Origin of the sequence: Streptomyces ovatisporus (assembly GCF_042653885.1) — a bacterium.
Classification (GTDB): Bacteria; Actinomycetota; Actinomycetes; order Streptomycetales; family Streptomycetaceae; genus Streptomyces; species Streptomyces ovatisporus.
Genome location: NZ_JBHSFH010000006.1, coordinates 132,597 through 159,495, shown reverse-complemented (window position 1 = coordinate 159,495; position 26,899 = coordinate 132,597). Strand labels below are relative to the sequence as shown.

The window sequence follows — 26,899 nt, the reverse complement described above, 5'->3', positions numbered from 1 at the left end:
GGCTCCCGGGAATCCGGGGTCGTCCCGCACACATCAGGAGGAGCCCGGGTATGACCACTTCCCACAACAGCACCCCCTCGGAGTCGGCGGCCGACGGCGACATCGCGGTGATCGGCATGGCCGGCCGGTTCCCGGGCGCGCCGGACGTGGCGCGGTTCTGGCAGAACCTGCGCAGTGGGACGGAGTCGGTCGCCTTCTTCGGAGACGGCGAGCTGCGGGAGAAAGGGGTCCCCGAGGAACTGCTCGCCGATCCGGCGTACGTGAAGGCGGGCTCCGTCCTCGACGGGCCGGAGCTCTTCGACGCGGCGTTCTTCGGCTACAACGCCCGGGACGCCGCCATGGTGGACCCCCAGCAGCGGATGCTGCTGGAGACGGCGCACGCCGCGCTGGAGGACGCCGGGTGCGTACCCGCGCACTTCCCCGGCTCCATCGCCGTGTACGCGGGCAGCAGCCTCTCCACGTACCTCGTCTCCCACCTGCTCACGGCCGGACCGGGGTTCGACGACATCGCCGACGTCACCGAACTGCTCACGACGAACGACAAGGACTACCTCGCCACCAGGATCAGCTACGGCCTCGGCCTCGACGGGCCCGCCGTATCCGTGCAGACGGCGTGCTCCTCGTCGCTGGTGGCCCTGCACATGGCCGTACAGGGGCTGCTCGGCCAGGAGTGCGACATCGCCCTCGTGGGCGGAGCGTCCCTGAGGCTGCCTCAGGGACGCGGCTACCTGCACCGCCAAGGGATGATCTTCTCCGCCGACGGCCACACCCGGTCCTTCGACGCCGCGGGCAGCGGCACCATGTTCGGCAGCGGTGTCGGCGCCGTCGTCCTCAAGAGGCTGGTGGACGCGCTGGCCGACGGGGACCGGATCGACGCCGTGGTCAAGGGCTCGGCCGTCACCAACGACGGCTCGGCCAAGGTGGGTTACACGGCGCCGGGCGTCGACGGCCAGGCCCGTGCGATCGCCGGCGCGCTCGGTGTCGGCGAGGTCGAGCCGGACACCGTGACCGCGCTCGAAGGGCACGGGACGGCGACGCCTCTGGGCGACCCGATCGAGGTCACCGCGCTCAGCCGGGTCTTCAGCCGGCGTACGGGTTCCCCGGCGTCCTGCGCGCTCAGTTCCGTGAAGTCGAACGTGGGGCACCTGGCGGAGGCGGCCGGGATCGCGGGGTTCATCAAGGCCGTCCTCCAGCTGCGGCACCGGGAGCTCGTGCCCAGCCTCAACTTCGACGAGCCCAATCCCGAACTGCGGCTGGACGAAACGCGGTTCAGGGTCGTCACGGAACTGGAGAAGTGGGAGACCGACGCGACGCCCCGGCGCATCGGCGTCAGCTCCTTCGGCATGGGCGGCACCAACGCCCACGTCGTCCTGGAAGAGGGCCCCGAGGCCCCGCCGTCGGTCCCCTTCACGCGGGACCTGTTCCTGCTGCCTCTCTCCGCGCGTACACCCGCGGCGCTCGAAGCGGCCACCGACGGGCTGGCCACCGCACTGGCCGGTCCGGCCGCGGAAGACCTGGCGGCCACCGCGACCACGCTCCAGCAGGGACGGACGGCCCACGACCACCGCAGGCTCGTCGTCGCCGCCGACCCCGCGGAGGCTGAGGAGGCGCTGCGGACACGGGACTCCGGCGCGGTCGCCACGTCCCAGTCGGTCCCGGAGCCCCGGATCGCCTTCATGTTCCCCGGCCAGGGCAGCCAGTACCCCGGCATGGGCCGGCATCTGTACGAGCAGGAGCCGGTGTTCCGCGACTGCGTGGACACCTGCGCCGACCTGCTGTTCGACGAGCTCGGCCACGACCTGCGCGAGGTGATCCATCCGGCTGCCGCCACGGATCCGGGTGCGGCGGCCGGCCTGCTGCGGCAGACGGCCCTCGCCCAGCCCGCGCTGTTCGTCATCAGCTATGCCCTCGCCGGGCTGCTCGAGAGTGCGGGGGTCCGTCCGGACGCCATGGTCGGTCACAGCGTCGGCGAGATCGTCGCGGGCTGCCGCTCCGGTGTCTTCTCACTGCCCGACGCCCTGCGGCTCGTCGCCGTACGCGGACGCCTGATGCAGGAGCTGCCGCCCGGGGGCATGCTGTCCGTCGCGCTGCCCGAGGAGGAGGTACGGGAGCGCCTGCCCGAGGGGCTCTCCCTGGCGGCGGTCAACGCCCCGGACGTCTGCGCGGTCTCCGGTCCCTCGCCGCAGCTAAGTTCCTTCGCACGGCTCCTCGAGGAACAGGGCACGCCCGTCAGGGAACTGCACACCTCACACGCCTTCCACTCGGCCATGGTCGAGCCGATGATGAGCCGCTTCGCCGCGGAGCTGTCGTGCATCGACTTCCACGAGCCGGCCGTCCCGTACGTGGACAACCGCACAGGCGACTGGATCACCGCGGAGCGGGCGACGGACCCGGACCACTGGGTCCACCACATCCGGGAACCGGTCCGCTTCAGCGACGGCGTCATGGCGCTCACGGAGTCCGGGCCCTGCATCCTGCTGGAGGTCGGGCCCGGAGCCACCCTCAGCACCCTGGCCCGTTCCACCGTGCGCGGCCGGGGCTCCACCACCGTCCCCCTCCTGCCGTCGGCGGGCGAGGAACGGGACGACGCACGTCAGTTCATGCTGGGGCTCGGCCGGGTGTGGACGGCCGGCGGCGCGATCGACTGGGACAGGGTCCAGGGCGGCACGGCCAGGCGTACGGGCCTTCCGACGTACCCGTTCGAGCGGCGCCGGTACTGGATCGAGGCGGCCCCCGGCGGTCGGCGCGCCAGGCCCGGGGGATACCGGCTCCAGGTCGCCGAGGCGGAGCAGGAAGCCGGCACGGACCAGCCTGTGCCCGTCGGTGCCTTCGACCCCAGGCCCGCCCTGACCACGGACTACGTCGAACCCCGCGACGACCGCGACCGCGACCTCGTGGCCGTCTGGCAGGAACTGCTCGGCGTCGCTCCCGTCGGCGTTCACGACAACTTCATGGAGCTGGGAGGGCATTCGCTCCTGGCAGCCAGGATGGTCGAGCGGATCAAGGCCGACCTCGGCATCGCCGTGAAGCTCAGCGACCTCCTCGCCGACCCGACGGTGGCCGGGCTGGCCGGGTTGCTCGGTGACAGCGGGGCCGGAACCGGGCACCCCGAGGGGGCAGACGGGACGGCCGGCAGCACCGGCGCCTCCGGCAGCACCGGCGCCTCCGGCAGTGAAGAACTGCCTGCGGCCCGGCCCGACTTGGACCGGCTGCACGACCCCTTCCCGTTGTCCGAGATGCAGCAGGCTCAGTGGATCGGCCGCCAGGACAGCTTCGACGGCGGGAACGTCGCGGCGCACGTCTACTGGGAGGTCGAACTCGCCGCGGACGTCGACCTCAAGCGCCTGGAGGCGGCCTGGCAGCAGGTCGTCGAGCGGCACCACATGCTGCGTGCCGTCATCGGGAGCGACGGCCGCCAGCGCATCCTCCAGGACACCGGGCCCTACCGTTTCGGACTGCTGGACCTGCGAGACGTCCCCGCCGGGGAGGGCGACCGCCGGCTGGCCGAGCTGCGCGAGAAGTTCTCCCGCGAGGTCCGGCCCGCGGACGAGTGGCCCCTGTTCGACGTGCGGGTGACGCTCCTCCCCGAGAACCGCGCCCGCCTGCACTTCAGTTTCGACCTGCTCATCGCCGACATCGGCAGCATCCGGCTCCTGGTGCGGGACTGGCGCAGGTACTACCAGCGCCGCGAGGACGAGATCCGGCCGCTGCGCATCTCGTACCGCGACTACGTGCTCGCGTCCGAGGAGCTGCGGGACACCGCCCTCTACGAGCGGTCCCTGGAGTACTGGCGCGGCCGCGTGGCCGAACTGCCTCCCGGCCCGGACCTTCCGCTGGCCCTCAACCCGGGCTCCCTGAAGGACCCCGAATTCACCGCACGGAACGCCTTGTTGCCGACCGCGCTGTGGGACGCCTTCAAGGAACGCGCCGCGTCCGCGGGCGTGACGCCGTCCGCGGCCCTGCTCACCGCCTACGCCGCCGCGCTGGGCACCTGGTCGCGGTCGGCCTCCTTCACGCTGAACGTCACCGTGATCAACCGGCTCCAGGTGCACGAGGACGTCCGCGACCTCGTCGGAGAGTTCGCGTCGTTCGACCTCCTGCCGGTCGACCTCTCGCGGGGGGAGAGCTTCGGCGAGCTCGCCGCCCGCATGCAGAGGCAGAGCTGGGCCGACCTGGAGCACCGCTACCTCAACGGGGTGGAGATCCTCCGCGAGCTGGCCCGCCAGCGCGGCGGCACCAGCGGCTCCGTGATGCCCGTGGTGTTCACCAGCACGCTGGTGCAGGAGAACGAGGCCGAGGACGCCTCCATGTTCGGCTGGCTGGGCTCCATGGAGCACGAGATCGCTCAGACGCCGCAGGTGTGGCTCGACTTCGCCGTCATGGAGAACGCCGACGGGGTGCAGCTGAGCTGGCACTGGGTCAGGCAGCTCTTCCCCGAGGGGGTGATCGAGGAGGTCTTCGACGCCTTCCACCGTCTGGTGTCGGATCTCGCGACGTCGGAGGCGGCGTGGACGGACACCGTCCGGTGCCCGCCGCCCGCGGAGCAGCGCGAGCTCACGGAGCGGGTCAACGCGACCGGCGGACCGTTCCCGCAGGACTTCCTCTACGCACCGCTGATGGCGAGGGCGGCGGAGGAACCCGACCGCATCGCCGTCACCGCGGCCGGTGCCGAGCTGACCTACGGGCGGCTGCGCGCGCACGCATGCGTTCTGGCGCACCGGCTGCGCGGTCTGGGGGCCGGTCCCGGCCGGCTGGTCGCCGTGGCCGTCGAGAAGAGCTGCGAACAGGTCGTCGCGGCGCTCGCCGTGCAGCTCGCCGGCGCCGCCTACCTGCCGGTCGACCCCGCGCTGCCCGCCGAACGGCAGGACCACCTGTGTGAGCGCGGCGAAGTACGGCTCGTCCTCGCACCGAAGGGCGGGGCCGAGCACACATGGGCCGAGGGGATACGCGAGATCGAGGTCGACCTCGGTGCCGACCCGGACGGGCCCGGAGCGGACGGCACACCGCCCGAGCCGGTGCAGACGCCCTCCGACCTCGCCTACGTCATCTTCACCTCGGGTTCGACCGGCGAACCCAAGGGCGTCATGCTCTCCCACCAGGCCGCGCTGAACACCTTGCAGGACATCAACGAGCGCTTCTCCGTCGGTCCCGACGACGCGGTGCTCGGACTCTCGTCGCTCAGCTTCGACCTGTCCGTCTACGACGTCTTCGGGGTCCTGGGCGCAGGAGGCAGGCTCGTCCTCCCCCTCCCCGGCACGAGCCGCGACCCCGAGCACTGGGACGAGCTGGTGCGCCGGCACCGGGTCACGCTGTGGAACAGCGTCCCCGCCCTGCTGCGCATGTACGTCGAACACCTCCGCGGCGGCCGGGCGGCGGGAGCGGACGCCGACGGCGTACCGCCCGCACACCACGACGCGGACGGGCACCCGCTCCGGCTCGCCCTGATGTCGGGCGACTGGATTCCCGTCGAACTCCCCGCGCAGCTCCGGGAGGTGGCACCGCGGGCGAAGCCGGTCAGCCTGGGCGGCGCCACGGAGGCGGCCGTCTGGTCCATCTGGCATCCGGTCGACCCGGACACGGACGGTGCCCGGGACTCCGTCCCCTACGGCACGCCGCTGCGCAACCAGACGTTCCACGTGCTCAACGACCGGATGGAGACCTGTCCGGTCTGGGTCACCGGTGAGCTGTACATCGGGGGCTCCGGACTCGCCCTCGGCTACTGGCGGGACGAGGAGCGCACCCGGGCGTCCTTCGTCACCTGGCCGGAGACGGGCGAACGGCTGTACCGCACGGGTGACCTCGGACGGCGACTGCCCGACGGGACGCTGGAGTTCCTCGGCCGTGAGGACTTCCAGGTCAAGATCGGCGGATTCCGCATCGAGCTCGGCGAGATCGAGTCGGCGCTGACGCGGCACGAGGGCGTACGCACCGCCGCCGCCGCGGCACCGGGCGACCGGCACAACCGTCGTCTCGTGGCCTACGTCGTGCCGGACGTCCCGGCCGGCGAGCGTACGCCCGAGTCCGACGAGGCGCTGCTCGACGAGGTCAGGGAGCTGGCCGCGCGGGTACTGCCGAGCTACACGGTGCCGGCCGCCTTCCTCGTCCTGGACCGGCTGCCGCTCACGGCGAACGGCAAGGTCGACCGTGCGGCGCTGCCCGATCCGGTGCGCGCCGGGAACGGACCGGGGGCCGACGCCGGGCCGCTCGCAGCACGGCTGGCGGAGATCGTCGGAGAGGTCGTCGGAGTGTCCGGGGTCGGTCCCCGTGACAACTTCTTCTCGGTGGGCGGCAACTCGATCATGGGTATCCAGATCGTCTCCCGTGCCAACGCCGAGGGGCTGGAGTTCACCGCGGCCGACCTGTTCCAGCACGAGACACTGGAGGAACTGGCCGCCGAACTCGAAGCGCGCGGCGCAACCGTCGCCGGCGCGACGTCGGGCGAGCCGCCGACCCGGCGCCAGAACCAGCTCATCGAGTCGGCTTCCCCCGGGCTGCCCGCGGGAGTTCACCGAGCCGAGTTGCGGGTCGCTCCCGAAGTCGAGCCCGCATGGCTCGAATCGGCCCTCGACGCAGTGACGGCGCGTCACACGGCGCTGCACTCGCGGCTGGCCGAGGTGGACGGTCGCCGGCAGATCGCCCGCAAGGCTCCGGAGCCCGACGACACCGCGGTCCCCGACATCGACCTGACCGCACTGCCCGAGGACCGCCGCGAGCGTGCCTTCGCCAGCATGGTCGGGGAGATGCGCGAGGAACTGTGCCCGCAACTCGGCCCCGTCGCCAAGGCGGCGCTCTTCCGCCTGGGCGGGACCGAGCGACGCATGGTGTGGCTCGTCCACGAACTGTTCGTCGACGGCGGCTCCTGGCGAGCGCTCCTCGGCGACTTCTGCTCCGCCGTCGAGGCCGCCGCGCGCGGAGAGGACCCGGCGCTGCCCGTCCAGGACGCGCAGCAGGCACGGGCCCTGGCCGCTCTTGCGAGCGAGGAGGGCAACGCCGACGGCTCCGGGACGCGCGGCGAGGACGGACCGGTGGACACAGCGGCCCCCGGCGTCCTGGACATCGCGGACGGCGACACCGAGCACGCCCTCCGCACAGGGCTCACCGCGGAGGAGACGGCGGCGCTGATCGAGGGCGCTTCGGCCACGTACCGGCTCACACCCTCCGAGACGGTGGCGGCTGCCTTCGTACTGGCCGTTTCCGCGACCGGCGGCCCCCGCCGTCTCCGGTGCGACCTGGAGAACGACCTGCGGGGACGTGAGGAGGCCGGTGCGGGGGCGGAGTTCACGACCGGCAGCTTCAACACCCTTCTCCCGCTGGCGTTCGAGGCGGTTACCGGGGAGGACCCGGACGTCGGCGGGCTGCTCCGCACCGTCAAGGACCAGTGCCGGCACGGATCTTGGAGCTCCGGCACGTCGCCCGCCCAGGTGCTGGTCCGTCACCTGGGCGAGCTGGACCTTCCGCCCGAGGGGCGTCTGCGGCTGACGGAGCCGCCGGCGCTGGACGGGGCGGACCATCCGGTCACGCTCACCACCCATACGGCACAGGGCCGGCTGCGGGCGACGCTCGCCTGCCGTGCCGACGAGTCGGCAGGCGCGCCGCTGGCCGCCCTGAGCGAGGCGCTTCCGGACGCCTTCCGGCGGATCGCCGCGCACTGCCGTGACACCGACGACGCGGTGATCAGCCCCGACGACTTCCCGCTCGCCGGACTGGACCAGAACACACTCGACACGTTCCTCGGCGCCTTCACCGGGAACGGCGAGATCTCCGGGACCTCCCCGTCCGGAGCCGGCCCGACCGCACACGCCGAGGAGGCCTCGTGAAGCCCGAGAATCTGCAGGACGTCTACGAGCTGACGCCCATTCAGGAAGGCATGCTCTTCCACAGCCTGTTCGCACCCGAATCCGGCGTGTACCTGGAACAGCTCTCGTTCACCCTGAGCGGGCACGTCGACCCGGCGGCCTTCCGCAAGGCATGGCAGGACGTCGCCGGACGGCACCCGATCCTGCGTACGGGCTTCCACTGGGAGGAAGTGGGCAAGTCCCTCCAGGCCGTCCACCGCCACGTCGACGTCCCCGTCGAGGAGCACGACTGGCGCGACGTCCCTCCGGGCGAGCGGGAGGGGCGCTACGAGGCGTTCCGCGCCGAACAGCGCCGCCTCGGCTTCGACCTGCGCAGGCCGCCGCTGATGAAGCTCGCCCTGATCCGTCTCGAGGACGGCCTGTACCGCCTCTTCTGGAGCTTCCCGCACCTGATCATGGACGGCTGGTCCTTCGGCCTCGTCCTCCAGGAGTTCGCCGCGCTCTACGCCGCCCACTGCCGCGCGGAGCCGTCCGGTCTGGCGCCCGCCCGCTCCTACAGGGACTACGTGGCGTGGTGGAAGCAGCACGACATGAAGGGGGCGGAGGCCTTCTGGCGCCGTGAACTGGCCGGATACGTCCCTTCGCCCGCACTCGAGATCGGCCCGCCGGCGACGGAGCTGCAGGGCCCCACGCACAGCTTCGTCCCGGACCGCTCTCTCGGCTCGCTCGTCAGGGACCTGGACGAGCTCGCACGCGAGAACCGGCTCACGCTCAACACCCTCGTACAGGGCGCCTGGTTGCTCCTGCTGGGCCGGTACACCGGCCGTGACGACGTCATCAGCGGTGCCACCTCCACGCACCGGCCCAGCGACCTTCCCGGCGCGGAGACGATCGTCGGCCCGATGATCACCACCACGCCCGTGCGGGCCCGCATCGATCCCGCCGAGCGTCTGCTCCCGTGGCTGCGGCGCCTCCAGGACTCGATGACCGCCGCGCGCGAACACGCCGACGTCCCCCTGCACCTGTTCCCCCAGTGGGCCGAACTGCCGGGCGGACACACGCTGTTCGAGACCGACCTCGCCTTCGAGAACACGCCGCCGCCCGACATGGCGCTGCACGGACTGGAGATCACCGGCTTCTCCTACGACGGCAGGCCGCACTATCCGCTGACCATGGTCGTCTTCCCCCAGGAGGACCTGCCGCCGCGGCTGGTGCACGACCGGCGCCGCTTCCCCGAACCGGTCGCGGAGACCCTGCTGAGCCACTTCAACCACCTGCTCGGCGGCATGGCCGGGGACCCGGGCCGCACCCTCGGCGAGATCGAGCCGTACACCCCCGAGGAGCGCGTCGGACTGCTGGACGGCGGGCACCGGCCGGAGGCCGTCGCGGAGGACGCCGACGCCTGCCTCCACGAGATCTTCAGCCGTCAGGCCGCCCGTACGCCCGACACGGTGGCGCTCGTCTGCGGCACCGACACCCTCACGTACCGGGAGCTGGAGGAGCGCGCGAACCGTCTCGCCCACCACCTGCGCGACCTCGGCGCGGGACCGGAGGAACGGGTCGGTCTGTGCCTGGAGCGTTCGTCCGACATGGTCGTGGGCGTCCTGGGAGTGCTCAAGAGCGGAGCGGCGTACGTGCCCCTCGACCTGGCCCAGCCCCGCGAGCGCATGGCCTATGTGCTCGCGGACGCGGGTGCCTCGCTGCTCGTCACGCACGGCGCCGCCGCGGAGCACGCCCCCGGCTTCGACGGCCGGGTCGTGGACCTGGACCGGGACGCGGACGCGATCCTGGCCCGCGAGACGTCGGCTCCCTCGCCGGACACCGGGCCCTCCGGCCTGGCGTACGTCATCTACACCTCGGGCTCGACGGGGCGCCCGAAGGGCGTGGAGCTGCCCCACTCCAACGTCGTCCGCCTGGTGCGCGGTGCGGAACGGCTCCTGGACACCGGGGCCGAGGACGTGTGGAGCCTGTGCCACTCGTACGCCTTCGACGTGTCGGTCTACGAGATGTGGGGTGCCTTCGCGACGGGCGCACGCCTGGTGGTCGTGCCGCGCGAGACGGTGCGCGCCCCGGACGCGCTGCACACCCTGCTCGCCGAGGAGGGAGTCACCGTCTTCAGCCAGACGCCCTCCGCGTTCCGTCCGTACATGCAGCACGCGGTCGAGAGCGACGCGAAGCAGCCGCCGCTGCGGTACGTGCTCTTCGCGGGCGAGTACCTCGACGTGCCGGCGCTGGCGCCCTGGTTCGACCACTTCGGCGACGACGAGCCCCGTCTGGTCAACCTGTACGGCATCACCGAGGTCACCGTGCACGCCACGTTCCACCGGGTGACCCGGCAGGACCTCGCCTCGGGCGTCCGCAGCAACATCGGGTGCCCGCTGCCCGACCTGAGCATCCGTCTCCTCGACAAGCATCTGCGCCCGGTCCCGAGAGGAGTCGCGGGAGAGATGTACGTCTCCGGGCCGGGCGTCGCCCGCGGCTACCGGAACCTGCCCGAGCTGACCGAGGAGCGCTTCCTGCCGGATCCGTTCGCCGGCGGCGGCGGACGGATGTACCGGTCGGGCGACCTCGCGCGGCAGCTCCCCGACGGCGAGCTGGAAGTGCTGGGGCGGGTGGACGATCAGGTCAAGGTCCGCGGCTTCCGGGTGGAGCCGGGTGAGATCGAGCAGGTCCTGAAGGACCATCCGGCGGTGCGTGACGTCCTTGTCGTGCCGCTTGAGGACCGGCCGGGCGATGTGCGGCTCGTCGCGTACGCCGTCGTGCCCGGCGTGGGGGAGCGCGACACGGACGCACGGGAGGGAACCGCTGCCGAGCTGATCGGGCTCGCCCGGGCGGGCCTGCCCGAGTACATGGTCCCCGCCGCCGCCGTCCTCCTCGACGCGCTGCCGCTGACGGCGAACGGCAAGGTCGACAGGCGGGCCCTCCCCGCTCCCGGCACCGGACGTACGGGAGCGTCCGGGGAGTACGTCGCCCCTCGCGACGAGGTCGAGGAGCAGATCGCACAGGTGTGGAGCGAACTGCTCGGCGTGGACCGGGTCGGCGCGTACGACGACTTCTTCGAACTCGGCGGTCACTCCCTGCTCGCCACACGCGTGACCGGCAGGCTCAAGGCCGCTCTGCACAAGGACGTACGCGTGCGGACCCTCTTCGAGCAGCCGGTGCTGGCCGCCTTCGCCGCGGAACTGTCCGGCACGGCGGCGCTCGGCTCCGGGGGCCCGGAGCTGGTGGCGAAGCCGCGCACGTCACGCCCGCGGCGGAAGGCCGCCGGCAGGACCAGGAACGGCAAGGAGAACTGACGTGACGACGGAGCGAGCGGAGCCGGGAGTCCTGGCGGCGGACGGGACGAACCCGCCGAGCGTCCTGCCGATGTCCTCCGGACAGCAGCGGTTGTGGTTCCTCGCACAGCTCGACCCCGGCAGCGCCGCCGCCTACCTGGGGTACGGCGCGGCACACCTGCGCGGCAGAGTGGACCGCAGGGCCCTGCAGAGCGCGGTCGACGCGCTGGTGGAGCGGCACGAGACGCTGCGTACGTCCTTCGGCGTGCACGACGGCGAGCCGGTGCAGTTCGTCCACGACCCGGGCCCCGAGTGCCGGCTGCCCGTGGCCGAACGGGACCTCTCGGCGGCCGACGACCGCGACGCCGCCCTCGAGGAGGCACTCGCGCAGGAGACGTCCACCCCGTTCACGGTCGACGACGCCCCGCTGGCCCGGGTCTCGCTGCTCAAGCTCGGAGCCGACGACCACGTGCTCGTCGTGACGTTCCACCACGGCATCGGTGACATGTGGTCAGGGGCGGTGTTCGTGCGCGAACTCGCCGCCTGCTACGAGGCGGCCCTGACCGGCGGCGAGGCGGACCTCCCGCACCTTCCGGTGCAGTACGGGGACTACGCCGCGTGGCAGCGCGAACGGCTGGACACCGGCGAACTCCTCGGCCAGCTCGCCTGGTGGCGCATGATGCTCGAGGACCTGCCCGCGCTCGAACTGGCCACCGACCGGCAGCGCCCGGCGACGCAGTCCTTCCAGGGCGCCACCCGCGTCGCCCGCATACCGGCAGACGTCGTCTCGGCGCTGCAGCGGCTGGCGAACGAGCGCCGGGCCAGCCTCTTCATGGTGCTCCACGCCGCGTACTGCCTGCTGCTGTCGCGCTACTCGGGACAGGACGACGTCCCGGTGGGAACCTCCGTGGCCGGGCGTGACAGGCCGGAGCTGGAGAACCTCATCGGGATGTTCATCAACACCCTCGTCCTCCGCACCGACTTGAGCGGTGATCCGACCTTCGGCGAACTGGTCGACCGCTCACGCGAAACGTGTCTGGGCGCATACGCCCACGCGGACGTACCGTTCGAGCAGCTGGTGAAGGAACTCAGGCCGGAGCGCGACCTGTCCCGGGCACCGCTCGCGCAGGCCATCCTCATGCTGGGGAACACCCCGCCCGACGAGCTCCGCATGGCCGGCGTGACCGTCGAACCCGTGCCCGTCGATCCGGGGACCGCCAAGGTCGACCTGTTCCTCGCGCTCGTACCCGAGGGCGACGGCCTGCGGGCGGAACTCGAGTACGACACGGCCCTCTTCGACCCCGGCACCGCGGACCGCATGCTCGGCCACTTCTGCATGCTCCTGAGGGAAGCCCCCGCCGCCGCCGGGAAGCCGCTGTCCCGGCTGCCCGCCCTGCCGGACCAGGAACTGGACCAGCTGCGGCGGTGGGGCACGGGCGACCTCGACGCACCGCTGCGCGACGTGCCCGTGCACCGGATGGTGGAGGAGCAGGCCGCGCGGCTCGGAGAGAAGTGCGCGGTCTTCCTCGACGAACAGGTCCTCAGCTACCGCGAGCTCAACGAACGGGCCAACCGCCTCGCGCACCTGCTGCGCCGGCGCGGAGTCCGCCCCGGCACCCGCGTGGGGGTCTGCACCGAGCGCACGCCCGACCTCGTCGTCGCCCTGCTCGCGGTGCTCAAGTCGGGGGGTGCCTACGTGCCCGTCGACCCCGAATACCCGGCCGAACGCGTCCGCCACCTGCTCCAGGACTCCGGCATCGCCGTGCTGCTGAGCCACCGTACGCTCGAGGACCGGCTTCCCCGGCACGGTGCCGGGACCGTCTGGCTCGACGACGCCCCGGAGCCCGCGGCGGACGAGCCGTCCACCGATCCCGAACCCCTCGCCGGGCCCGACGACCTGGCGTACGTCATCTACACCTCCGGCTCCACCGGCAGGCCCAAGGGCGTGATGATCCCCCACGGCCGGCTGCCGAACCTGCTGGACTCCATGCGGGCCGAGCCGGGGCTCGACGAGAGCGACGTCGTGGCCGCCACGATCACGCACGCCTTCGACATGTCCGTGATCGACATCTTCCTGCCCCTGACCACCGGTGCGACGGTCGCGCTCTTCCCGCGCGGCGACGTCATCGACGGTGACAGGCTCGCCGCGCGTATGACCGCCACGGAGGCCACGTACTGGCAGGCCACCCCGGCGGCCTGGCAGTTGCTGCTCGACACCGGCTGGCAGGCCGCCCGTCCGTTCCGCGGGCTCTGCGGCGCGGAGCCGCTGACTCCCGGGATGGCGAGCAGGATGGCCGCCGCGGGGGTCGAGGCATGGCAGGTCTACGGACCCACGGAGACCACTGTGTGGGCGAGTTGCCACCGGGCGCGGGAGGGCGAGTCCCCGGTGCCCCTCGGCCGGCCGCTGGCGCACACGCGCTTCCGCGTGCTGGGCCGGGACGGGCGTCCGGTGCCGGTCACGGTCGCCGGCGAGCTGTACATCAGCGGTCCCGGCGTCGCACGCGGCTACCACGGGCAGCCGGAGCTGACGGAGTACCACTTCGTGCCGGACCCCGGGAAGCCCGGGGCCTTCATGTACCGGACGGGCGACCTGGTGCGCTACTGCGGCGACGGCCGGCTGGAGTTCGTCGGGCGTGCGGACTCCCAGGTGAAGATCCGGGGGTTCCGTGTCGAGCCGGGGGAGGTCGCCGCAGTGCTGCGCGAGCACGCGGCGGTGCGCGAGTCCGTCGTGATCGTGCGGGAGGACACCCCCGGAGACCGGCAGCTCACCGGATACGTCGTGCCCGGCACGGTGCCGGAGGAGCCGGGCGCACTCGTCGGTGAGCTGCGGGACATGGCCCTCGCCCGGCTCCCCGAGTACATGGTGCCCGCCTCCGTGGTCGTGCTGGAGGCGATGCCCAGGACCCCGAACGGCAAGGTGGACAAGGGCGCCCTGCCCGCGCCGGACAGCACTGCCCGTGCGTCTGCGGACCGGTTCACCCCGCCCCGTACGGAGACGGAGGAGTACCTCGCGCGGCTGTGGGCGGAGGTCCTCGCCGTGGACGAGATCGGCGCGGACGACGACTTCTTCGCCCTGGGCGGGCACTCGCTTCTCGCCGGACGAGTCGTGGGGAAGCTCGGCAAGCGCTTCGGCCGCAGGATCCCGGTCCGCCTGCTCTTCGACAGGCCCACCGTCGCCTCCCTCGCCGAGGAGCTCGACGGCCTCGGGGAGCAGGAGGCGCCATCCCCGACGGGGCGCAGCACGCCGGACGCGGCAGATCCCGTGCAGGAAGAAGACCCGCCCGGCCCCGGCCCCAGTACCGGCCCCGGCCCCAGTACCAGCCCCGGTCCCAGTACCGGCCCCGGCCCCGACGGCCCGGTGCGGCTGGCCCGTGTCACCGAGGCCGACGGCACGGCCTCGCGGTCTCTGCTGCCCAGCTCCCTGGGCCAGGCACGGCTGTGGTTCCTGCACCGGCTGGATCCCGGCAGCGCGCAGGCATACCTGATGTCCGGTCAGGTCGAACTGCGGGGACGCGTGGACGAGGACGCGCTCGAGGAGGCTCTCGGCCGTCTCGCCGAGCGGCACGAGAGCCTGCGCACGGCCCTGGTCGAGAACGACGGCGAGCTGCACCAGGCGGTCTTTCCGTACGCGGCCGTCCCCCTGGAGCGCGTGGACCTGCGGAGCGCCGGGGAGGAGGAGCGTGAGAAGGAGTCGGAACGCATCCTGCGGGACGTCGCCACCCGCCCGTTCGACCTCGCACGACCGCCCCTGATGCGGGTGACGCTGCTGCGCACCGGGGAAGAGCGGCGTCTCCTCTCGCTCGTCTTCCATCACGCGGTCTGCGACCGGTGGTCGGTCGCCGTCTTCGTCCGTGAACTCGTGGCCGTGTACGAGGCGGTCCTCGAAGGGCGGGACCCGGCCCTGCCGGCGCTGCCGGTCCAGTACGGCGACTACGCCGCCTGGCAGCGGGAGCAGCTGACGGCCCCGGAGACGGCCCGTCAGCTGGACTACTGGACGGAACAGCTCCGGGACCTGACAGCGACCGATCTCCCGGCGGACCATCCGCGGCCCCCCGTGCAGACGTTCCGCGGGGACATCCGCTACCGCCGCGTCCCGGCCGGCCTCATGCGGACGCTGGAGGACGTCGGCACACGTGAGGGCGCGACGCTGTTCATGGTGCTCCTCGCCGCCTTCGACGTCCTGCTCCAGCGCTACAGCGGCCGGCAGGACATCGCCGTCGGGTCACCGGTCGCGGGCCGGGACCGCCCGGAGTCGGAGAACCTCATCGGGTTCTTCGTCAACAACCTCGTCCTGCGCACCGACCTCTCCGGCGATCCCTCCTTCACGGAGCTGCTCGCCCGCGTGCGCGAGACATGCGTCGGGGCTTACGCGCATCCGGACGTCCCCTTCGAACGTCTCGTGGAGGAGGCGGGCGCGGCACGCGACCTCTCCCGGACCCCGCTGTTCCAGACGGTGTTCTCCTTCGGCAACGTCGACGTGCCGCAGGTCCGGATGGGAGACGCGGACGTCCGGCCCTTCGACGTCCACTCCGGCACCTCCAAGTTCGATCTCGTGCTGGAGATCGTGCCGCGCGGCGACGGCTGGCGGGCGGCGATGGAGTACAACACCGATCTGTTCGAACCGGCCACCGTGGACCGGTTCTTCGACCTCTACCTCGAACTGCTCGACGCCGTGGCGAGGACCCCGGAGGACCGTCTCTCCGCGCTTCCCCGTCTCCCGGAAACCGACCGCGTGAACCTGGAGTCCTGGTCACGCGGCGAGACACGGCCGGTTCCCGAGGTGCCGGCGCACGTCCTCTTCGAGGAGCAGGCAGCCGCCCACCCGGAAGCCGTGGCGCTCAGCAGCGGCGGCACCACCGTCACGTACCGGGAGCTCAACGCCCGTGCCAACCGTCTCGCCCGGCGGCTGCGGGGACTCGGGGTCGGCGTCGGCACGCTCGTCGCGCTCCTCTCGGGCCGTTCCGTCGAGACGTACGTGGGAATTCTGGGGGTGCTCAAGGCGGGCGGGGCCTACGTGCCCGTCGACCCCGACTACCCGCCCGAGCGGATCCGCTTCATGCTCGCCGACTGCGCGGCGCCGGTCGTCCTCACCCGGCCGGGGCTGCTCGACCGCGTCGGCGACCACGGGGCGAGGACCGTCCTCCTCGGCCAGGAACCGGTCCCCGCCGGGGATCAGGACGAGGAGAACCCCGAACCGCTCGCCGGGCCCGGCGACTTGGCGTACGTCATCTACACCTCCGGCTCCACGGGCCGCCCCAAGGGCACGATGATCACCCACCGGGGGGTGGCGGACCTGCACGTGACCCGCGACCTGGTGGGAGCCGGCCCGGGGGAGCGGATGCTCGCGTTCGCGTCCACCAGCTTCGACGCGTCCGTGTGGGAGTGGGTGATGGCGCTGCTGGGCGGTGCCACCCTGGTGATTCCGGGCGGCGAGACGACCATGACGGGCGAGGAGCTCGCGGCCGAAGTGCGCGCCGGGGGCGCGACGATCGCCCTCTTCCCCCCTTCGCTCCTTGCCCTCCTGGACCCCGACGAGGTCCCCTCGCTCCGTACCGTCCTCTCCGGCGGAGAGGACTGTTCCGCCGCGGTCGCCGAACGCTGGGCGGAACGTGTCCGGCTCGTCAACGCGTACGGGCCCACGGAGATCACCGTCTACGCCACGCTGTCCGGCGCCCTCACCGGCGACCGGCATCCGCCCATCGGCCGTCCGGTGCCCAACGCGGAGCTGAAGGTCGTCGATCCGGAGGGACGTGCCGTCCCGGTCGGCGTGCCCGGTGAGCTGTACGTGGGAGGCCCCGGGGTGGGACGGGGGTATCTCGGACGTCCCGAGCTGACGGCCGAGCGCTTCGTCCCCGACCCCGGTCGTCCCGGCGGCCACCTCTACCGGACAGGCGACCTGGTGCGATGGCTGCCCGGCGGTGAGCTGGAGTACGTCGGGCGCGAGGACGACCAGGTCAAGGTGCGCGGGTTCCGCATCGAGCTCGGCGAGATCGAGGCGGTGCTGCGCACGCACCCGGCGGTCCAGGACGTCGTCGTGCTCGTACGCGAGGACGTGCCGGGCGATCACCGGCTGGCCGCGTACGTCAGGGCGGAGGGGCGGACCGCAGACGGGGCGGGCGGACTCACCGCGGAACTCCTCGCGTCGGCGCGTGACCGGCTCCCGCACTACATGGTGCCCGCCCACCTGGTGCTGCTAAACGAGTTCCCGCACACCCCCAGCGGCAAGACCGACCGCGCCGCCCTGCCCGTACCCGGCGCCGGGGGACGGACGGCCGACGGCGGACACGCGGAGCCCAGCACGCCCACGGAGGCGCGCGTCGCGGCCCTCTTCGCCGAGGTCCTCGGCGCCGGTGCCGTGGGCGTGCACGACGACTTCTTCGAGCGCGGGGGCAACTCCCTCTCGGCCGCACGTCTTCACGCCGCGATACGGGACACCTGGCCCGCGGCCGGCGTGCCCCTCCGGCTGCTGTTCGAACGACCGACGCCGCACGCGCTGGCGCAGGCCGTCGCACAGGAGGACGCCGGCGGCGACGGCCCGGACCCGGCCGGAGACGTGACCCTGGATCCGGCGATCCGCGTGGACTCCCCCTGGGAGTGGAACCCCCTTCCGCGGGCGGTCCTGCTGACCGGAGCCACGGGCTTCCTCGGCGCCTTCCTCCTCGACGCGCTGCTGACGAGCACTCAGGCCGAAATGGTCTGTCTCGTCCGCGCCGGGACGTCCCGCGAGGCGCAGGACAAACTCGTCGGCCACCTGCGCGGCCTCAGGCTGTGGGACAAGTGGGACGAGGCCGCGCGGGCCCGGATACGGGCGCTGCCCGGCGATCTCACGGAGCCGCACCTCGGACTCGGCCCGGACGGCTTCCACGAACTCGCGCACCACGTCGAGGAGATCCACCACAGCGGGGCCCTGGTCAACTTCGCCAAGCCGTACTCGGCGCTGCGCGACACCAACGTCGGCGGAACGCAGCAGATCCTGAGGCTGGCGTGCACGGGGCCGGTCAAGCCCGTGCACCACATCTCGACCCTGTCGGTGTTCACGCTGCGGCGCGAGGGCGACCCGCCCGCACGCGAGGACGAACTGCCCGCAGACGCGCCGCCCGCCGAGAACGGCTACAACCAGAGCAAGTGGGTGGCCGAGCAGATCATCGCCGTGGCCCGGGAACGCGGCCTGCCGGTCTCCGTCTACCGCCCGGGCCGTATCGCCGGAGACAGCGGCACCGGCGTGTGGCGCGCCGACGACGTCTTCACCCACATCCTCCGCGCCTGCGCCCTGGTGGGCTCGGTGCCGGCTCTGGACTTCAGCACGGACATCGTGCCGGTCGACCACATCGCCCGGGTGGTCGGGCAGGTGGCCCGCCGGGAGGAGAACCTCGGCAGGACCTACCAGTTCGGCGGCACCGGCCGGCTGAGCTTCGGGACCATGCACCGCGCGCTGGAGCGTGCCGGCCACCCGGTGCGCCGGGACACCTTCGGCGACTGGTACGAGACCTGCCGCGCCTACGCCGAGAAGCACCCCGACAGCGGTCTCGGCCCCACGCTCTCCCTGTTCGGCAAGCGGGTCGAGGACGACCGGCAGGGACTGCGGGAGCCGGTCTTCGACACCACCAACACACTGCGGGCGACGGACGGTCTGCGCCCGCCGACGGTGGACGGCGAACTGCTCGGCAGCTACCTGCGCGAACTGACCGCCATCGGCTTCCTGCCGCCGCCCGCGGAACCGCCCGCCGGCTGAACCGCCGCCCGCCACCGAGCCCTTGAGGGCCGCTGCGTGCGGCCCCTCCACCCGCCACCCGAAAGGCATCACATGACAGCCAAACCCACCGTACTCGTCGTCGGTGCCGGCATCGGAGGGCTGACGGCGGCACTGGCTCTGGGCCGCCAGGGCTTCCCGGTGCGCGTGTACGAGCGGCGCACCAGCCTGCGCATCGAGACGAGCGGAACCGGCGTCACGATCTGGAGCAACGCCACCACGGCGCTCGCCGCGCTGGGCCTGGAGAAGCAGCTGCTCGAGGCAGGAATCCCGATCGAGCGGAGCCGGGTGATGACGGAACGCGACGTGTCCGTGATCCGCACCCCGGTGCAGAGCTTCACGTGGCCCGGCAGCACGCCCGGCGTCACCATCGCCCGCGGTGACCTCGCGCGGGTCCTGACCGACGCGTGCGAAAGCCTGGACGTCGAGATCCACTTCGGGGCCAACATCGCGGATTTCTCGGCCGACGGCGAGCGGGCCGTGGTCCGGTTCGACGACGGCTCGGAGGCCGAGGGCGACGTGCTGGTGGGGGCGGACGGGCTGAAGTCCGGGGTGTCCGGGATCGCCGCCCGGCTCCTCGGCACGTCCGAGCCGGTCTACACCGGTGTCACGACGTACAGGGGAGTCAGCGACAGCGCCTGCGGTGTCCCCGAGGGCACCGTGCATCTCTTCCAGGCGCGCCACGGCGTCAACGGCGGGGCCTGGCACATCGCGGGAGGCCGCGTGACGTGGACGATCGGCCACCCCGCCCCGGAAGGCGGAGAGGACGAGCCCGGCACGCGGCGGGCGCACGTCATGGCCCTCGCCGAACGCTTCGACGGGCCCCCGCGCTGCCTGGTGGAGAACACCCCCGAGGAGCGTCTTCTCCGCACCGACCTCTACTACAGCGACTGGCGGGAGCAGTGGAGCAAGGGCCGCGTCACGATCCTCGGCGACGCCGCCCACGCGGTGACGACGGTCCTCGGGCAGGGCGCATGCCAGGCCATCGAGGACGGGGTGGTCCTCGCCGACGAGATGGCCGCCTCGCCCGGCGATCCGGTCGCGGCGCTGAAGGCGTACGAGCAGGCGCGGATGGAACGCGTCCGCTCGGTGCGCGACACGATCTTCAAGGTCGCCGGTGCCCCGCAGGTCGACAACCCGCTTCTGCGGCCGCTGTTCCTCCGCATGACCACGTTCTTCGCCCACCGCAACCAGGAGGCCATGTGGCGCGGCCTGCAGCAGCCGCCCCGGCTGCATCACACACCGGCACTGAACACGGCTGCCCGGCCGTGACCGCCCTCAGCGGGCGTCCCGGCCGTCCGTCCCCGCGAACGTGAGAGGACCCGAGATGACGACACGCGCACCGGGGGAGTGCCCCGACGCCCTGACCACGCTGCCGGAACCGGCCCGGGCCTGGCGCGACAAGGTCCGCCGTTTCTGCCAGGACGCTGTCGCCCCCCGTGCCCGGGCGATGGATGTGTCCGGCCGCCTCGACGACGGGCTGGTCAAGGAGCTCTTCGACGAGGGCCTGATGGGCATCGAGATCCCGGAGGTCTACGGAGGAAGCGGCGGCGACCTCTTCCAAGTGGTGCTGGCCATCGAGGAGATCGCCCGGCACGACCCCTCGGTCGCCGTTTTCGTCGATGTGCAGAACGCCCTGGTCGTCAGCGCCCTTCTCCGCCACGGCAGCGGCGACCAGAAACGCCGCCACCTGCCGCGTCTCGCGGGCGGGCAGGTGGGCGCGTACGCCATCTCGGAGGAGCACGCGGGCAGCGACGCCTTCGCACTCGGGACGCGGGCCGAGAGGCGGGGCGACGGGTACGTGATCAACGGTCGCAAGCGCTGGATCACCAGTGCCGCCGAAGCCGGACTCTTCCTGGTCTTCGCCCGGACGGGAGAGGGCACTTCATCGTCCGCACCGGGGCTCAGCGCCTTCCTCGTGGACAGGGAGGCGAGCGGCGTCACCGTGGGTGAACCGGTGCCGAAGATGGGCATCCGTGCGAGTTCCACGTGCGAGGTGTCGTTCGACGACGTCCGCGTCGAGCGGGGGAGTCTGATGGGCCGCCCCGACGACGGCGGCGTACTGATGGTGGAGACGCTCGACATCGGCAAGCTCGGCATCGCCGCCCAACTCGTCGGCCTGGCCGACGGAGCCCTGACGCACGCGCTGCGGCACGCGGAGGAGCGGGAGCAGTTCGGCACGAAGATCATGGACTTCCAGGGTGTGCAGTTCCCGCTGGCCCGTATAGCCGCCGAACTGGAGGCGGCACGCGTGCTGTTGTACAACACCGCGCGTCTGCTCCAGAACGGGGCGCCGCAGGCGGAGCGGATCAAGGCGACCTCCATGGCCAAGTACGTCGCCTCCGCCGTCGCGGAACGCGCTGCCTCGCAGGCGGTGGAGACGCTCGGCGGCGCCGGGTTCGCGGGGGAGCATCCGGTGGAGAAGCTCTACCGCGACGCCAAGATCGGCTCGATCTACGAGGGCACCTCCAACGTCCAGTTCAAGACGATCGCCTCGCTGCTCTCCCGGCGCCATGACGACGCGGAAGAACACGCAAGTCACAGCTTCGTTCCGAGGAAGGACTGAGCGGCATGGACGACACCGCTCCGCGACGGGGCTCGGTGGCCACTTCGCACCCGGCCGCACCCGGCCCCCTGCAACTGTTCTGCTTCCCCTACGCCGGTGGCTCGTCGCGCCTCTACGCCGACTGGGAAGCGGGGCTCCCCCCGAACGTCCGGGTCCGGGCGGTGGAGCCCCCCGGCCGGGGCAGGCGTTTCCGGGAGGCTCCGCACGACCGGCTGGAGCCCCTGGTCGCGGATCTGCTGCCCGAGCTCGTCGCCGAGCGGAATACCCCCTACGCGCTCTTCGGATACAGCCTCGGAGCACTCGTCGCCTTCGAACTCGCCCGCACGATGGAGCAACGCCACGGCTGCCCGCCCGTCCACCTGTGCGTGGGCGCGTTCCGGGCACCGCACCTGCGGCGCACGGCGGTTCCCGACTACAACCTGCCCGAGCCGTTGTTCCGTGAACGGCTGCGCGCCTTCAACGGCACCCCCGAGGCAGTGCTGGCCGACGACTCGCTCATGGAGCTGATGATCCCGATCCTCCGCGCCGACCTCGCCGTGGCCGACACCTACCGCTTCAGCGCGGACCGACCGCTCAGCTGCCCCATCACCGCCTTCGCCGGCAGTGAGGACGAGGAGGTCGACGTGTCGTCAGTGGCCCAGTGGCGCCGGCACACCAGCGCGGACTTCAGTCTGAAGGTGATCGAGGGCGACCACTTCTTCCTGCACGAGCAGCAGCCCGAGATGCTGCGGCGCCTGTCGGAGATCCTGACCGGCGCCCCGGAAGCCCGGCGCGGCTGAGAAGCACTCACCATGCGCAGACCCCGCTCGATTCCACCCGTGCACGTGTGATTCCGTCGACACCAGTGCACGGCCGCGCGCGGCCGCTCCTCTGCCGCACCGATCGGAGCCGACATCCATGCCTTCCCCCACAAGGTCGCCCCGGCTGGCGGCACTCGCTCTGCGCAGGTGGTCCTCGCGGCGCTGGACGGTCGCTTGCTGCGCGGCACTCGGCACCGCCCTGCTGGTCGGGCTTCCCACGGCCGTCGTGCCGAACCCGGTGTTCTCCAGGAGCGTCCCGGTGCAGTGGTGGAACTACCCGGCGCTGGCTCTGACTGCCGTCCTCGGGGGTGTCGTGCTGGCCACCTATGCGCGCGGGCCGGAGACTGCCGGGACCGGGCCGGGCAACCGTCTGGGCTCCGTGGGCGGCGTCCTGTCGTTCGTCGCCGTGGGCTGTCCGGTGTGCAACAAGCTCGTTCTTCTCCTGCTCGGCACGTCCGGAGCGCTCAGCTACTGGGCGCCCGTGCAGCCCTTCGTCGCGCTGGCGTCCGTCCTCCTCCTGTCCGAGGCGGCCCTGCGCCGCCTGTCGACCGCGGAAGCCTGTCCGGTCCCCCAGGAGGCGAGCAGTCCGTGACGGTCCGAGCGGTCGGCGATCACGCCGGGCGAAGTCGGCGAGCCCGGAGGGGAGACGAGGAGCCCGTGCCTCCTGCTGTCACCCGGAGCGGCGGTCCGTCCCCCTGTGGGTGGTGAACTGCCCGGGGAGCGGATTCCGCGAACTGGCCGCGCGGCCGGGCCGGTTGATGACGGTCCGGCACCGGCGGGCCTGTGCGGCGTGGAAACCCCGGGACACATGGAACCCCCGGGACACGTGGAACCCCCGGGACCGGGCCCACCGCCGGCGCCCTACGCGCGCTGCTCCCATTCGGCCCGGGTGAGTACGTACTCGACCTCGCCGTGCTCGGAGCCCTCGACCGCCTCCGGCCAGTCCCCGGTGAAGCTCCGCAGAAACGACAGGCCCGACTTCTCCATGACGCGCCGGGAGCCCGCGTTGACCGTCATGGTGTTCGCGGTCACCCGCTGCACCCCCAGATCCGTGAATCCCCTGCGGATCAGGGCCGTTGAGCCCTCCGTGGCATAACCGCGGCCCCAAGCGGCCTTGTTCAGCCGGTAGCCGAGTTCGACCACGGCGGCGTCGCGCTCGTCCAGGGGCCGGAATTCGAACCAGCCGAGGAACGTCCCGGTGGCCTTCTCCTCCGCGGCCCAGTAACCGCGGGCCCGGATGCACGGGTAGTCGTGGAGAAGCCTGGGCAAGGTCTGCTCGCGGACCTTCTCGCGGCTGGTCGGCCGGCCTCCGTTGATGTAGCGCATGACATCCGGGTCGTTGTCCAGCGCGAGCAGGTGGCCGACGTCGGCGTCCGTGAAAGGACGCAGCACGAGCCGCTCGGTCTCCAGGAAGACGTCCATGGGCCGATCCTCACCACCGGCCGCCGGACCCGCCACCGAAATTCGCACCGGGAGTGCCGGGAGTGCCGGGAGTGCCGGGAGTGCCGGGAGGGACGGCCCGGTCCGACCGCCGACCGCCGCCTGCCCGTACGTGCGGCCGCGAGTCCGATGAGTTCCCGGCGCGGGAGGGGTCGGCATGCGTATGAAGACGCAGAAGCTCGAGACTCCCGAGGCCGACCTCGCCTACGACGTCCGCGGCCCGCTGCCCGCGACCGACGGACGCCCGCCGCTCCTCATGATCGGCCAGCCGATGGATGCCAGCGGCTTCGGTGCGCTGGCCTCCCACTTCCCCGACCGCACCGTGGTCACCTACGACCCGCGTGGTCTCGGCCGCAGCACTCGCAAGGACGGCCGGGCCGACCATGCGCCCCTGACGCAGGCTGCCGACGTGCATGCCGTCATAGCGGCGCTCGGCGCGGGACCGGTCGAGATGTTCGCGAGCAGTGGCGGCGCGGTGACCGCCCTCGCCCTCGTGGCGGCGTACCCCGACGACGTGACCGTCCTGGTGGCGCACGAGCCCCCGCTGATCCCGGTGCTGCCCGACGCCCGGGCCGCCGAGCGCGCACGGGCCGGCGTCCGGGACGTGTACGAGGGCAAGGGATGGGGTGCCGGCATGGCGGCCTTCATCGCGATGACGTCGTGGCAGGGCGAGTTCACCGACGAGTACTTCGCCCGGCCCGTGCCGGATCCCGAGGCGTTCGGGATGCCGGCCGAGGACGACGGCTCCCGTGACGATCCGCTGCTCTCCGACAGGTCGTGGGCGGTCAGCAGTTACCGGCCCGCCGTCGACGCGCTCACCTCGGCGCCGACCCGGCTCGTGATCGCCGTGGGCGAAGAGTCCCTGGGGACCTTCACCGGACGCACGTCGGTGGCCACGGCCGAGCTGCTGGGCCGGCAGGCGACGGTCTTCCCGAGCCACCACGGCGGCTTTCTCGGCGGTGAGTTCGGCTATGCCGGGCAGCCCGAGGCGTTCGCGCGCAAGCTGCGCGCCGTCCTCGACGACGCCGGCTGACGACAGTCCGGAGCGCCGCCGGTCTGCCCCGGCGCCCTCCGGGCGCATGGCGGGCGGAGCTCCGTGCACGATCGGTCACGGCCGTGACCGGACCCGGCCTGACGGGCGGGCCCCTCGGTCACGTTGCGGGTGCGGGCGTCCGCCGGCAGACGGAGCACCGGTCGGAGCCGTCCCACCCTTCCCAGCCGAAGGCCTGGGGTGACAGGGAGCGCCCTTCCAGTTCCTCACGCACCGCGACCCTGTACCTCCACACCGCCCCGATGTACGGGTGGTAGGCGTCGTGGAAGGCCGTGGACGTGAGGGAGGCTCCGTCCGCGACGGCCCGCTGAAGGGACCGGAGATGCTCGAACATCGCCTGCCCGGCGCCGGCGACGGTGGCCGTCGCGTCGATGAAGAGCCGTTCGCGGGCCTCGTAGAGCCCCGCCTCGCTCAGCGCCGTGCGGGCGGCCGTTCTGCGGTCGGCGTCCGCCTCGTCGGACTGGGCGATCTCCCGCAGCCCGGAGTGGCAGACACCCGCGGCCGAGATGAACTCTATGTACACCTCGCGTCTGCGGGCTCCGGTGCCCCGGCCGTCCTCACGGCGGTTGCGCAGGAAGTCCGCCAGAACGGTGCCGGAGACGGCCAGCGTGCCGCCGCTGACCGTCGCGACGAGTGTCCCCCAGTCCACGTCTGCCCCCGCAGCGAGTTCGATGTACGAAGCGTCGAATCTACTTGTGTTCGCCGTCCGGGCACAGAGGCGGTTCCGGAGCCGCGGCGTGCGCGCCCGCCTTCCGGCGTGGCCGCCCGGGAGCGGCGCGCGGTCACGGTATGAGGGTCGGTGCGACACCGCCGTCGACGCGCAGCGCCGCTCCCGTGGTGGCCGAGGCCTGGTCCGAGGCGGCGTAGAGCGCCAGCGCCGCGACCTCGTGCGGACGGATCAGCCTGCCCAGCAGCGAGGTGGGGCGCTCCTGCTCGATGAAGGCGCGCTCGGCCTCGGCGAACGGGGTGCCCGGCCCGACGCGGTCGGTGATGAACTCCTCGACCCCGGGAGTCAGCGTCGGACCCGGCAGGACGGAGTTCACGGTGACGCCGGTGCCGGCCACTTCCTGGGCCATGCCGCGGGAGAGGGCGAGCTGCGCCGTCTTCGTCATCCCGTAATGGACCATCTCGGTCGGTGTCATGACCGCCGACTCGCTGCTGATGAACAGGACACGGCCCCAGCCGCGCCGGACCATCCGCGGAGCGTGGTGACGCGCCAGCCGGACGCCGCTGAGGACGTTGACGTCGAAGAAGCGCTGCCACTCGTCGTCGGGGATCTCGAAGACCGGAGCGGCCGAGAAGATGCCGGTGTTGTTCACGAGGACGTCGCAGTCCGGCACGGCCTCGATCAGCCGCCGGGTCCCGTCGGCGGTGGACACGTCCGCCGCCACGGGACGCACCGTCTCCGAGCCCGCCTCCGCGGCGACGGCGCGGGCCGCGTCCGCGGTACGTCCTTCGTCGCGGCCGTTGACCACGACGTCGGCGCCGGCGCCGGCCATCGCCACGGCGATGGCCTTCCCGATGCCGGCGGTGGATCCGGTGACGACGGCGGTCCGGCCGGAGAGATCGATCTGCATGGGGTCCTTCCTTCAGGCGTCCCTCCAGCGAACGGCGGGACGCGGGTCGTGCGGTGCCCCAGAGCCGGGGCGGCCGACGGTCCGGACCGTACTTGCGTACGCAGGTAATTGCAAACGCGCTATAAAATCGCCCGCGGGGTAAGCCGCGCGGCGGGTGCTGTACCGTCCGTCCGCAGTCACGCCCGAGGCGTCCGGCCGTCCGCCGGTGTACGGTCCGGGGATGGCTGAGGCGGCTGACGTCCCCGCGGAGCAGCAGGACTCCGGAACCGAGGCGGTCGCCGCCCTGCTCGCCGCCGTCGCGGCGGACTGGGCGGCCGCGATCGTCTCGGACGACGCCGCGCGCATCGCCGAGTTCATGGCCGACGAGTGGGTGATGGTCTCCGAGACGGGTGTCTCGTCGAAGACGGAGTTCCTCTCGTACGTCGAGTCGGGGGAGTTGACGCACTCCGCGATGGAACTCACCGGCCGGGCCAGGATCCGGGTGTACGGGGACACCGCCGTCTTCACCGGGCGGGTGACGAACACGGCTCACCATCAGGGCCGTCGCTTCGACGCCGACGAGTGGACCACCGACGTCTTCGTGAGACGGGACGGCCGCTGGCTGTGCGTCCTGAGCCAGATCACCGCGGCGCGCTGAACACCCG

At 72.3% G+C, this 26,899-nt stretch carries 12 protein-coding genes; 9 read left to right on the top strand and 3 right to left on the bottom strand.

Going from position 1 to position 26,899, the window contains the following annotated elements:
* Positions 1–50 precede the first annotated feature (50 nt).
* From ACFPA8_RS12000 to ACFPA8_RS11970, 7 genes are all read left to right on the top strand, one after another.
* On the top strand, positions 51–7,817 hold the full coding sequence (locus ACFPA8_RS12000; protein WP_386446666.1) for an amino acid adenylation domain-containing protein: 7,767 nt from the start codon (positions 51–53) through the stop codon (positions 7,815–7,817).
* Positions 7,814–11,092: an amino acid adenylation domain-containing protein gene (locus tag ACFPA8_RS11995; RefSeq protein WP_386446664.1), complete on the top strand. Its 3,279-nt coding sequence runs from the start codon at positions 7,814–7,816 to the stop codon at positions 11,090–11,092. The genes ACFPA8_RS12000 and ACFPA8_RS11995 overlap by 4 nt, the downstream gene beginning before the upstream one ends.
* Before the next feature lies 1 nt (position 11,093).
* Positions 11,094–18,803, top strand: coding sequence for a non-ribosomal peptide synthetase (locus ACFPA8_RS11990; RefSeq protein WP_386446662.1), 7,710 nt, complete (start codon positions 11,094–11,096; stop codon positions 18,801–18,803).
* Between the two features lie 72 nt (positions 18,804–18,875).
* On the top strand, positions 18,876–20,093 hold the full coding sequence (locus ACFPA8_RS11985) for an FAD-dependent monooxygenase (RefSeq protein ID WP_386446660.1): 1,218 nt from the start codon (positions 18,876–18,878) through the stop codon (positions 20,091–20,093).
* A gap of 55 nt (positions 20,094–20,148) precedes the next feature.
* Positions 20,149–21,387 (top strand): acyl-CoA dehydrogenase family protein, encoded by a 1,239-nt coding sequence (locus ACFPA8_RS11980; RefSeq protein ID WP_386446657.1) that lies wholly within the window; start codon positions 20,149–20,151, stop codon positions 21,385–21,387.
* A gap of 5 nt (positions 21,388–21,392) precedes the next feature.
* Positions 21,393–22,166 carry a thioesterase II family protein gene (locus ACFPA8_RS11975; protein WP_386446655.1) on the top strand — a complete coding sequence of 258 codons (774 nt, stop codon included), beginning with the start codon at positions 21,393–21,395 and terminating at the stop codon, positions 22,164–22,166.
* Positions 22,167–22,284: 118 nt separating this feature from the next.
* Positions 22,285–22,779: a hypothetical protein gene (locus ACFPA8_RS11970; RefSeq protein ID WP_386446653.1), complete on the top strand. Its 495-nt coding sequence runs from the start codon at positions 22,285–22,287 to the stop codon at positions 22,777–22,779.
* Between the two features lie 269 nt (positions 22,780–23,048).
* Here the strand turns inward: ACFPA8_RS11970 and ACFPA8_RS11965 are convergent, their stop codons facing one another.
* Complete coding sequence (locus ACFPA8_RS11965) at positions 23,049–23,609, bottom strand: GNAT family N-acetyltransferase (RefSeq protein WP_386446650.1); 561 nt, start codon at positions 23,607–23,609, stop codon at positions 23,049–23,051.
* Positions 23,610–23,790: 181 nt separating this feature from the next.
* On the opposite strand from ACFPA8_RS11965, the gene ACFPA8_RS11960 reads away from it, so the two are divergent.
* Positions 23,791–24,660 carry an alpha/beta fold hydrolase gene (locus ACFPA8_RS11960; RefSeq protein ID WP_386447628.1) on the top strand — a complete coding sequence of 290 codons (870 nt, stop codon included), beginning with the start codon at positions 23,791–23,793 and terminating at the stop codon, positions 24,658–24,660.
* Positions 24,661–24,778: 118 nt separating this feature from the next.
* Here the strand turns inward: ACFPA8_RS11960 and ACFPA8_RS11955 are convergent, their stop codons facing one another.
* Together ACFPA8_RS11955 and ACFPA8_RS11950 are read right to left on the bottom strand one after the other, a co-directional pair.
* Positions 24,779–25,327, bottom strand: coding sequence for a CchlQ (locus tag ACFPA8_RS11955; RefSeq protein WP_386446647.1), 549 nt, complete (start codon positions 25,325–25,327; stop codon positions 24,779–24,781).
* A gap of 133 nt (positions 25,328–25,460) precedes the next feature.
* Positions 25,461–26,255 carry an SDR family NAD(P)-dependent oxidoreductase gene (locus ACFPA8_RS11950; RefSeq protein ID WP_386446644.1) on the bottom strand — a complete coding sequence of 265 codons (795 nt, stop codon included), beginning with the start codon at positions 26,253–26,255 and terminating at the stop codon, positions 25,461–25,463.
* A gap of 220 nt (positions 26,256–26,475) precedes the next feature.
* On the opposite strand from ACFPA8_RS11950, the gene ACFPA8_RS11945 reads away from it, so the two are divergent.
* The gene (locus tag ACFPA8_RS11945; RefSeq protein WP_386446641.1) at positions 26,476–26,892 is read left to right on the top strand and encodes a nuclear transport factor 2 family protein; all 417 of its coding nucleotides are present in this window, start codon (positions 26,476–26,478) and stop codon (positions 26,890–26,892) included.
* The last annotated feature ends 7 nt before the right edge of the window (positions 26,893–26,899 follow it).

Bases quoted from the DNA above. Each gene is read 5' to 3' on its own strand.
- ACFPA8_RS11980 (WP_386446657.1), top strand. From the start codon at position 20,149: ATGACGACACGCGCACCGGGGGAGTGCCCCGACGCCCTGACCACGCTG.
- ACFPA8_RS11950 (WP_386446644.1), bottom strand. From the start codon at position 26,255: ATGCAGATCGATCTCTCCGGCCGGACCGCCGTCGTCACCGGATCCACC.
- ACFPA8_RS11985 (WP_386446660.1), top strand. From the start codon at position 18,876: ATGACAGCCAAACCCACCGTACTCGTCGTCGGTGCCGGCATCGGAGGG.
- ACFPA8_RS12000 (WP_386446666.1), top strand. From the start codon at position 51: ATGACCACTTCCCACAACAGCACCCCCTCGGAGTCGGCGGCCGACGGC.
- ACFPA8_RS11975 (WP_386446655.1), top strand. From the start codon at position 21,393: ATGGACGACACCGCTCCGCGACGGGGCTCGGTGGCCACTTCGCACCCG.
- ACFPA8_RS11970 (WP_386446653.1), top strand. From the start codon at position 22,285: ATGCCTTCCCCCACAAGGTCGCCCCGGCTGGCGGCACTCGCTCTGCGC.
- ACFPA8_RS11965 (WP_386446650.1), bottom strand. From the start codon at position 23,609: ATGGACGTCTTCCTGGAGACCGAGCGGCTCGTGCTGCGTCCTTTCACG.
- ACFPA8_RS11960 (WP_386447628.1), top strand. From the start codon at position 23,791: ATGAAGACGCAGAAGCTCGAGACTCCCGAGGCCGACCTCGCCTACGAC.
- ACFPA8_RS11945 (WP_386446641.1), top strand. From the start codon at position 26,476: ATGGCTGAGGCGGCTGACGTCCCCGCGGAGCAGCAGGACTCCGGAACC.